Here is a 516-nt window from a genome sequence, read left to right as displayed (position 1 = left end):
TCCAGAGCAGGAAGACGCCGAAGAGGTAGAAGACCCAGGAGAAGTTCGCGATGATCGTGGCGCCCAGCAAGATGAAGATCCCGCGCAGGACCAGCGCGATGATGATGCCCACCATCAGCACCTCCTGCTGGTACTTCCGCGGCACCGCGAACCGGGTCATGATCACGATGAACACGAACAGGTTGTCGATGCTGAGGCTGTACTCCGTGATCCAGCCCGCCACGAACTGTGTGCCCTGCTCGGCGCCCGCGAAGGCGAACATCAGGGCGCCGAAGACGAGGGCGAGGGCCACGTAGACGCCCACCCAGATGCCGGCCTCCTTCATGGAGGGCTCGTGGGGGCGCTTGGCGACCATGATCAGGTCGAAGAGAAGGATGCAGCCGAGAACGACGAAGGAGCCGATCTCGAACCACGCGGGTAGCTGTGTGTGCACGCGAGTTCTTTCGCTTGGAGATGGGTGAGCCCGCGGGCCGGCGTCGTCCGGGGAACGGGGCGGACCGGGGCATCACGATGAGC

General features: G+C 64.1%; 1 pseudogene. It reads right to left on the bottom strand.

Annotation, left to right across the window (positions count from 1 at the left end):
- Positions 1–433: pseudogene (locus tag RF637_RS13905) on the bottom strand (TerC family protein); the annotation flags it as partial.
- Positions 434–516: the final 83 nt, after the last annotated feature.

The sequence above is a fragment of the Kocuria sp. CPCC 204721 genome, assembly GCF_040980945.1.
Lineage (GTDB): Bacteria > Actinomycetota > Actinomycetes > Actinomycetales > Micrococcaceae > Kocuria > Kocuria marina.
This window is presented reverse-complemented; position numbering and strand designations above follow the sequence as displayed.